The organism is Desulfosarcina cetonica JCM 12296 (assembly GCF_001311845.1).
Classification (GTDB): domain Bacteria; phylum Desulfobacterota; class Desulfobacteria; order Desulfobacterales; family Desulfosarcinaceae; genus Desulfosarcina; species Desulfosarcina cetonica.
The window spans coordinates 1-1,790 of sequence record NZ_BBCC01000419.1; the positions used below are offsets into that span (position 1 = coordinate 1).

The following is a 1,790-nucleotide window of genomic DNA, read 5'->3' on the forward strand; positions in this document are numbered from 1 at the left end:
TGTGCAAGAAAGCAAATGACTAATAAGGATTGGAAAATATTTCTTGCTTTAGCAAGAAGAATACTTGGAAAAGGTTTTTCAATATCTTGGGCAAGCGAATCTTGGTGTGCATATACAACGTTTAATAGCTTAGAGCGCTGGCTAACCTACTGGACAAACGGACTACCAGATGAAGAGGAATTATTAGAAGATAGGACTATAGATGGTGGTTTATGGCGTCAATCATTCTATTACAAAGATCTTGCCCACATTATAATACCTGCAAGATTTTGTTGGGAAAGAACAGATTCTAAAAATGGCTTTCAATCAGGTTATAAGAGTCAAGACATCAAACTTCTTTCAACAGAATTGAACAAGTTAAAAATATCTCATAGAATCACCGATAAGGTCCTGGAAATAAAATTATATTAATATGTAAATGTCACACAACCAAGCGTTTCTGCGGACCGCGAACAGCATGCGGTCCGCAGAACTTCACGTTCTGTTTTTGAAAAAAGTGTTGCGTATTGCGCAATATGCTATATCATATTATCTATGATAAAATCATTTAAACATAAAGGGCTGCATAAATTTTTCGAGACGGGTAGCGTATCAGGGATTCAGCCAGGCCATAAACAAAAGCTGAGAATACGCCTAATTGCGCTTGATACAGCGACATGTATTGAAGATATGAATACTCCAGGCTGGCGGCTCCATAGTTTAAAAGGTGATCGTCAAGGATTGTGGGCGATTGATGTTAACCGTAATTGGCGAATCGTTTTTGAATTCAAAGATGGTAACGCCTACATTGTAGACTATGAGGATTATCACTAATGACTATGTATAACCCTCCCCATCCAGGGGAATTTATTCAAGAAGTTTATCTGGAACCGCTGGGTATTTCGCCCCGGAGTGTCGCACTGCGGCTTAAGGTCTCCCCTTCAACATTTATAAGAATATTGAGGGGTCAAAGTTCTATAAGCCCGGCAATGGCTCTTCGTTTATCCAAGTGTTTAGGCCGTAGCCCTGAAAGTTGGCTCCATATGCAGGATAGCTATGACCTTTGGCATGCAAAACAAAATGTAGATCTTTCTGAGATAGATCCCATCCAAGTATCTGCTTAATTATATTAAGAATTAACAGAACAATTTGCTGCACGGGAGCGCAAAAAGCGCGCGCCCCGTGAGCAATGCGTTATAAATCTTAAACTTATTTCCCTGTGAAAGGAAAAACTAAATGTCCAAAGAAAAACTCGAAATAGTTCAAAAGGTAATCGAAAAGGCATTACCAGTTAAAGCAACAATTATTTCTGGACACGAAATCACATTTTCTTTTTCGGCTGATAAATCAACAACGCTTGATTTCAACCAAGACTATTTAAGAGACATTAGCAAAGACAATATCCCTGACATGATAGGAAACTTTGATATCATCAACTTGATTAAAAACAACAACTATAAAATCATCAACATCTCCGAAAAGGGGGCTATTCCTTATCGCGGAAATAGATCTTAACCGCATCCATAGGACTATCGGACAATTCACCTATACTTTCGTCATACTCGGCTTCGGTAATGACACGAACATCAACAGGCTCTGATGTTAATACTCCATTATCATATAGTCCTTGCATGGCCCTTAATATACTACGTTCTATTATGTCCGTAGATCCAGACTGTATATAATATGGGCTAATTGTGAATTTACATACTCTATCATGTTTCTGTACTGTGTTATTCATAAAACCTCCTAAAAATTTTATAACCATCGCATCAAGCGGATGCCAAAGGACCGGCACCGCTTATGCTTGG

4 protein-coding genes are annotated in these 1,790 nt (G+C 38.5%); all 4 read left to right on the forward strand.

The features are described 5' to 3' along the window. On the forward strand, positions 1-411 hold a 411-nt coding region (locus JCM12296_RS37580; RefSeq protein WP_218188443.1), incomplete at its 5' end, for a hypothetical protein. Positions 412-534: 123 nt separating this feature from the next. Further along, positions 535-813 carry a type II toxin-antitoxin system RelE/ParE family toxin gene (locus JCM12296_RS37585; protein ID WP_083456792.1) on the forward strand — a complete coding sequence of 93 codons (279 nt, stop codon included), beginning with the start codon at positions 535-537 and terminating at the stop codon, positions 811-813. Positions 814-818: 5 nt separating this feature from the next. Beyond that, the gene (locus JCM12296_RS37590) at positions 819-1,103 is read left to right on the forward strand and encodes a HigA family addiction module antitoxin (protein WP_246805318.1); all 285 of its coding nucleotides are present in this window, start codon (positions 819-821) and stop codon (positions 1,101-1,103) included. 112 nt (positions 1,104-1,215) lie between these two features. Then, complete coding sequence (locus JCM12296_RS34550; RefSeq protein ID WP_054702675.1) at positions 1,216-1,494, forward strand: hypothetical protein; 279 nt, start codon at positions 1,216-1,218, stop codon at positions 1,492-1,494. Positions 1,495-1,790 lie beyond the last annotated feature (296 nt).

What these genes read in the sequence shown, in the direction of transcription:
- JCM12296_RS34550 (WP_054702675.1), top strand. Translation starts at nt 1,216, where the DNA reads ATGTCCAAAGAAAAACTCGAAATAGTTCAAAAGGTAATCGAAAAGGCA.
- JCM12296_RS37590 (WP_246805318.1), top strand. Translation starts at nt 819, where the DNA reads ATGTATAACCCTCCCCATCCAGGGGAATTTATTCAAGAAGTTTATCTG.
- JCM12296_RS37585 (WP_083456792.1), top strand. Translation starts at nt 535, where the DNA reads ATGATAAAATCATTTAAACATAAAGGGCTGCATAAATTTTTCGAGACG.